Genomic DNA, 5,585 nt, shown 5'->3' on the forward strand with positions numbered 1-5,585 from the left:
GCCGCCGCGCCTCGGCCGCCGCCAGCAGGGTCCGCGCGTGCTGGGCCAGCAGCCGCCCGGCGTCGGTCAGCCGCACGCCGCGCCCGGCCTTCTCGAGCAGTCGCGCACCGGCCTCCTTCTCCAGCACGTTCAACTGCTGCGAGACCGCGGACGGGCTGTATTCCAACGCCGCCGCGACCGCGGCCAGCGTCCCGCGCTCCTCGAACTCGCGCAGCAGACGGAGCCGACGGAGATCGAACGCAATCATGCATGAATCCTAATGAATGAGGTCAATAAATCATCGCTGGACGTGATGATTCGTGATCGCCGATGCTGGGGGACATGGGTCCGGCGATGTGTCTGTTGTCCGCTGCGTGCTTCGGCGCCATGGCGATCTTCGCCAAGTTCGCCTACGCCGCGGGCGTCTCGCCCGCGGCGCTGCTACTGGTGCGCTTCGGCTTGGCGGCCGCCGTGCTGACGATGCTGCTGCTCCTGCGGCCGGGTCTTCGCCGCGGCCCTTCGACCTCCGCTCCGGTGTTCCGCGCCGGTCGCGCGGGCGTGCTGGGGACGGCCGTCGGGCTGGGGGCGGTCGGGTACGCCGCGCAGGCGGGCCTGTACTTCTCGGCGCTGGAACTGATGGACGCCTCGCTGCTGTCCCTGGTCTTCTCCACCTATCCGCTGCTGGTCACCGTGACGGCCGTCCTGCTCGGCCGCGACCGCCTGACCTCCGGACGGGTCGCCGCGCTGGCGGCCGCCTGCTGCGGAACACTGCTCGTCCTGCTCGGTGCCGGAGGGCTGGACTTCGACCCGCTCGGTGTGCTGCTGGCCTTCGGCGCCTCGATCACCTACACGGCCTACATCCTGGTCTCCGACACCGTGGTGCACCGGCTGCCACCGGTGGTGCTCTCCGCGCTGGTGATGACCGGAGCCGCCTTCACCTTGGCCGCCCGTGCCCTGTTCACCGGCGGCGTCGACCTCGGCTTCGGCGTGCGGGGGTGGTTCTGGCTGGCGTGCATCGCCGTCGTGTCCACCGTCGTGGCGATGCTCACCTTCTTCGCGGGCCTGCGACGCACCGGCCCCTCCACCGCCGCCATCCTGTCGACCTTCGAGCCGGTCGTCACCACGGCGCTGGCCGCCCTCGCCCTGGCGGAGTTCCTCACCCCGGTGCAGCTCGCGGGCGGCCTGCTCGTCCTGTCCTCCGTCGCCGTCCTGCAGGCCGGGTCCAACCGGGCCGGGCCTCGGCGGTTTCCGATTCGCCTGCGCCCGGTCACCGGCCTGTCGTATGCTCTCCGAACAAGGCGGAACCCCCGTCAGTCCAGCGGTGCCGGGCCGCTGTCCTGGCAGGAGTCCCATCGTCTTCGTACGGCAGTGCGTCAGGCGGCCGCCCGACGTGATCGATCAGTCGTCAGATCCCAGCAGGACGGGGAGTTCTCGGTAGTCGTTGCCGATGAAGGACGGTTGCGGAGGCAGTGACGCACGCTCACCGGCCAGGCGCAGGCGGGGGAAGCGGGCGAACAGGGCGGGCAGTGCGACGCGGGCTTCCAACCGGGCCAGCGGAGCGCCCAGGCAGTAGTGGATGCCGTAGCCGAACGCCAGGTGCTGGCGGTCGGTCCGGTCGATGTCGAACCGGTCCGGTTCGGGGTTGGCCTCCGGGTCGCGGCCGTGCGCGCCGAACGCGATCAGGACCAGGTCGCCCGCGCGCAGGGTGACGCCTTCACCGAGGTCGATGTCGGCGGTGGCGTACCGCAGGGGCAGGTGCATGATCGGCGGATGCTTGCGGAGCGTCTCCTCGATGACGTCGTCCCAGCGGGCGGGGTCGTCGAGCGCGACGGACAGCTGGCCGGGATGGGAGAGCAGTTCGACGACCGCGTGATCGATCAGTGAGACCGCGGTCTCCGACCCCGCTCCGATCATCAGGATCAGGGTGCTGACCAGTTCGGCTTCGCTGAGCCGGTCCCCGTCCTCCTGCTGCGCCGTCAGCAGGAGGCTGGTCATGTCGTCGCCGGGGGTGGCGCGCTTGGCCGCGATGAGGGTGTGCATGGCGGTGAACAGGTCGTCACGGGTGCGGACGGCCTGCTCGGGGGAGGCGCTGGTGTCCAGGATGGAGTCGATGACGCGCAGCATGCCGGCGCGCTGATCGCCGGGGACGCCGAACAGGTCGCAGATCACCCGGGTGGGCACCGGGTAGGCGAAGGCGGTGCGCAGGTCGACCGGCCGGTCCGGTGCGCCGGCCCGCAGTGTCTCCAGGGAGTCGAGCAGGTCGGTGACGATCGTCTCGACGGCGGGGCGCATGGCGTCGATCCGGCGGGCCGTGAACGCCCGGGCGACCAGCTCCTTGAGCCGCTTGTGGTCGGCGTCGTCCGAGGTGAACATGCTCACCACGTCCACCCAGGCGGTCAGCCAGGGGAAGGCCCCTGGCCGGTAGCCGGGCCAGCTCGCGCGCGCGTCCTTGGAGATGTGCGGGTGGACCAGGAGCCGCTTGGCGACGTCGCCCCGGCTGACGGACCAGGCGACGAGGCCGCCGGGCATCTCGACCCGTACGGCGGGCCCGGCGGAGCGCAGGTGCTCGGTCTGCTCGTACAGGAGCCGGCCGGTGGTGTCGAGCACGGCCGGGGTGCCAGTGGTGATGCCGGGGGTGGTGCCGGTGCTGGTGGTCATGTGGAACCTCCGGGGGGTGAGGGGGTGAGGGCGTCGGCCGGTTGCGGACGGAAACGGACGCCCAGTACGGCGGGGCACTGATGGAAGGGGCCGTGCCGGTTGGGGACGCCGGCATCGGCGAGTTCCAGGTCCCAGAGCCGGTCGAGGAGCGTCTCGATGGCGGTCTGGGCGATGACGGCGGCATGGCTGTCGGCCGGGCAGCGGTGCGGACCGGCCGACCAGGCCAGGTGGGAGCGGTTGCCGTGGCCCGGGGGCAGTTGCGGGTCGGTGCCGGTGGCGGCGTGGCTGATGAGGATCGGCACGCCGGGCGGAATGGGGACGCCGTGCAGCATCGTGGCGCGGCGGGCGAAGTGCACGGAGAAGTTGGCCATCGGCGAGCGGGTCCACAGCACCTGCTCCATGGCGCGGCGTACGGTGACCGCGCCGCCGGTCAGGTCACCGGCGTAGGCGTCGTCCTCCAGCAGCAGCCGCAGACCGGAGGCGATCCAGGCGGCGGTGGGGATGACCCCGGCACCGACGAAGCAGAACAGCTGCTGGAGGATCTCCTCGGAGGTGAGCCGGGAGGGGTGGGCGAGCATCCAAGAGGTGAAGTCCCGCCCAGGTGCGGCCTTCTTCATCTCGATGAGCTCGGCCAGGCACCGGGCGAAGTCGGCCGCGGCTTGGATCGCCTCCGGGCCGGCGCTGATGAGGCCCTGGGAACCGGCGACCATGCGGCCGACCATCGGGGCGGGGCAGCCGAGGATGTCGGTGAAGACCAGCAGCGGTATGGTGTCGGCGAACTCGGTCATCAGGTCGGCGCGGCCGGCCGGGGCGAAGCGGGTGATGAGCCCGAGCGAATGGTGCTGGGTGCTCTCCCGGAGCTCGTGCAGGTCGATGCGGGCCGCGCAGTCCTCGATCGCGCCGCGGAGCCGCTCGTGCTCCTGTCCGTCGGCGTAGAGCAGGTTCGGCCGGTAGGCCATGATCGCCAGGACCGGGCTGTCGGGGGGGGACCTGTCCGCTGTTCAGCGCGGCCCAGGCACGGCTGTCCTTGCTGTAGGTGGCGGTGTCGTTGAGCAGCGTGACCGCGGCGCGGTGGCTGGTGACGACCAGCGCGTACACGGTGGGGGCGATCTCGGCCCACGCGACGGGGCCGTGGGCGCGCAGGGCGGTGTAGGCGTCCTGCGGCCGGGCGGCGAACTCCTCGCCGAAGAGCTGGGGGATGGGGACCGGGTGCTGGGTCATCGGGCGGGCTCCGGGCGGGGACGGCTGAGGATGTCGGTGATGAGGGCGATCAGCCCCTGCTTGGCCGAGTCGCGCGTGCGGGCGTCCAGCCGTACCAGCGGCCTGTCGTCGGCCATGGTCAGCGCGTCGCGCAGGGCGTCGTCGTCGTAGCGGGGGGCGCCGTCGAAGTGGTTGACGGCGACGGTGTACGGCAGGCGGGCGGACTCCAGCAGGTCGATCGAGTCGAAGCTCTCGTCGATCCGCCGCGTGTCGACCAGGACCAGCCCGCCCAGGGCGCCTTCCATCAGCGAGTGGACCATGCGGTGGAAGCGCGGCTGGCCGGGGGCGCCGAAGAGGTACAGCACGATGTCGTCGGCCAGGGTGACCCGGCCGAAGTCCATGGCGACGGTGGTGGTGACCTTGCCCCGCAGGCCGCCGAGGTCGTCGATGAGTTCCCCGGCGCGGGTCATCCGCTCCTCGGTGCGCATCGGCCGGATCTCCGAGACGGTGCCCACGAAGGTGGTCTTGCCGACCGCGAACGGGCCGAGGACGAGCACCTTCACCGAGCGGGCCCTGTCCGGCACATAGCGGCGGTCAGAGCTGTTGGAGTCCATGCAGAACCCTTCTCAGGAAGTCCTCGTCGTGCTGGTCGGCGGTGGGGGTGAACGGCGCGCGGGCGACCAGGTGCCCGCTGTCCACCAGGCCGGAGACGATCACCTTGGTGACGGCGCCGGGAAGCTGCAGGTGGTGGGCCACCTCCGAGACCGACAGCACCCCGGGCAGGCACAGGTCCATCACCCGGTAGGCCTGCGCCCGCAGGCCCGCCAGCGGCAGCTTGGGGTCGGCGATGAGCAGGGTGGCCTCGTCCAGGCTGGTCCGCGACGGGGTGGCGCGGCCGCCGGTGGCCGTGTAGGAGCGCACCACGCCGATCCTTCGGTGCCCGCGCGGGCTCATGCGCCGCCGCTTCGCTCGCGGGCCGCCAGCACCGGGCGCAGCCCGGCGATCATCTTCAGGGTGGCGGTGATGGCGAGTGCGACCTCCTGGCTCATCGAGCCGCCGCGCACCGCCACGCCGAGGCCGGTGCGCTCGCCGGCGGCGAACAGCAGGACGGTGAAGTCCTTCAGGTCGCTGACCACGTGCCGCATGGGCAGCGGGTCTCCGCGGTCGGGCAGGCCACAGAACGCGGTGAAGTCCCCCTGCAGCGACTTGACCCCGCACAGGGCGGCCGCCGCACGGTCGGCGTCGTCCCTGGCCAGGCCGTCGGAGGCGGCCAGCACCAGCCCGTCGGTGCTGAACAGCAGGGCGTTGACGACGCCCGGCTCCTCGGTCAGCCGGTTGAGGACCCAGGCCATGTCGGTGGAGTCGGCGGTGTGCTGGTCGCTCATGTCTGGGGATGTCCTCCGGGGTCGGTGTCGCTGTCGCCGTAACCTTCGCTGAGCGCACGGCGCATCTGCTCGAAGCCCTCGGCGAGGGCGGCGGGGTCGCCGCTGTCGGTGAGGGCCTCCTGGCTCGGGGGCGAGAGCCGGGGAGTCGCGCGAGGGTCTTTGGGCTGTCGTTTGGGCAGGCCCAGGGTGGTCGTGAGCGGCGCGGCCGCCTCGGCGGAGCCGACTCGCCCGACGTGCTCTCCGGCCGGGTGTTCTCCGATCGCGTGTTCTCCGGTCACGGGTTCGAGCTGACCGGCGGTCCGGGCGGCCTCGGCGGCGGGAGGGCCGGCGGGCGGCCGCGCCGGGCGGGACCGGGGCGCCGAG

General features: G+C 72.2%; 8 protein-coding genes. 1 reads left to right on the forward strand and 7 read right to left on the reverse strand.

Annotated elements, in window-relative coordinates; all coding sequences use genetic code 11:
- Positions 1-247, reverse strand: a 247-nt coding sequence (locus ACWJ6R_RS28830) for a LysR family transcriptional regulator (RefSeq protein ID WP_449065246.1), incomplete at its 3' end; no start/stop codon positions are given.
- Between the two features lie 86 nt (positions 248-333).
- Here ACWJ6R_RS28830 and ACWJ6R_RS28835 point away from each other — a divergent pair.
- Positions 334-1,452: a DMT family transporter gene (locus ACWJ6R_RS28835; RefSeq protein ID WP_449065247.1), complete on the forward strand. Its 1,119-nt coding sequence runs from the start codon at positions 334-336 to the stop codon at positions 1,450-1,452.
- Here ACWJ6R_RS28835 and ACWJ6R_RS28840 read toward each other — a convergent pair.
- The 6 genes from ACWJ6R_RS28840 to ACWJ6R_RS28865 all read right to left on the reverse strand — a co-directional run.
- Positions 1,378-2,637, reverse strand: a complete 1,260-nt coding sequence (locus ACWJ6R_RS28840) for a cytochrome P450 family protein (protein WP_449065248.1) — start codon at positions 2,635-2,637, stop codon at positions 1,378-1,380. The two genes, ACWJ6R_RS28835 and ACWJ6R_RS28840, sit on opposite strands and share 75 nt — an antisense overlap.
- Positions 2,634-3,596, reverse strand: a complete 963-nt coding sequence (locus ACWJ6R_RS28845) for a hypothetical protein (RefSeq protein ID WP_449065249.1) — start codon at positions 3,594-3,596, stop codon at positions 2,634-2,636. Before ACWJ6R_RS28845 ends, ACWJ6R_RS28840 begins: the two co-directional genes overlap by 4 nt.
- Before the next feature lie 258 nt (positions 3,597-3,854).
- Positions 3,855-4,451, reverse strand: coding sequence for a GTP-binding protein (locus ACWJ6R_RS28850; RefSeq protein WP_449065250.1), 597 nt, complete (start codon positions 4,449-4,451; stop codon positions 3,855-3,857).
- Positions 4,432-4,758 carry a DUF742 domain-containing protein gene (locus tag ACWJ6R_RS28855; protein ID WP_449065251.1) on the reverse strand — a complete coding sequence of 109 codons (327 nt, stop codon included), beginning with the start codon at positions 4,756-4,758 and terminating at the stop codon, positions 4,432-4,434. Before ACWJ6R_RS28855 ends, ACWJ6R_RS28850 begins: the two co-directional genes overlap by 20 nt.
- A gap of 29 nt (positions 4,759-4,787) precedes the next feature.
- Entirely contained in the window at positions 4,788-5,222 is a 435-nt protein-coding gene (locus ACWJ6R_RS28860) for a roadblock/LC7 domain-containing protein (protein ID WP_449065252.1), read from the reverse strand.
- A partial coding sequence (locus ACWJ6R_RS28865) for a hypothetical protein (protein ID WP_449065253.1) occupies positions 5,219-5,585 on the reverse strand: 367 nt, incomplete at its 5' end. The genes ACWJ6R_RS28865 and ACWJ6R_RS28860, both read right to left, overlap by 4 nt.

Source organism: Planomonospora algeriensis (genome assembly GCF_977012225.1).

Excerpts from the sequence above, each read along its gene's own strand:
- ACWJ6R_RS28835 (WP_449065247.1), top strand. The coding sequence starts at position 334 with ATGTGTCTGTTGTCCGCTGCGTGCTTCGGCGCCATGGCGATCTTCGCC.
- ACWJ6R_RS28840 (WP_449065248.1), bottom strand. The coding sequence starts at position 2,637 with ATGACCACCAGCACCGGCACCACCCCCGGCATCACCACTGGCACCCCG.
- ACWJ6R_RS28845 (WP_449065249.1), bottom strand. The coding sequence starts at position 3,596 with ATGGCCTACCGGCCGAACCTGCTCTACGCCGACGGACAGGAGCACGAG.
- ACWJ6R_RS28850 (WP_449065250.1), bottom strand. The coding sequence starts at position 4,451 with ATGGACTCCAACAGCTCTGACCGCCGCTATGTGCCGGACAGGGCCCGC.
- ACWJ6R_RS28860 (WP_449065252.1), bottom strand. The coding sequence starts at position 5,222 with ATGAGCGACCAGCACACCGCCGACTCCACCGACATGGCCTGGGTCCTC.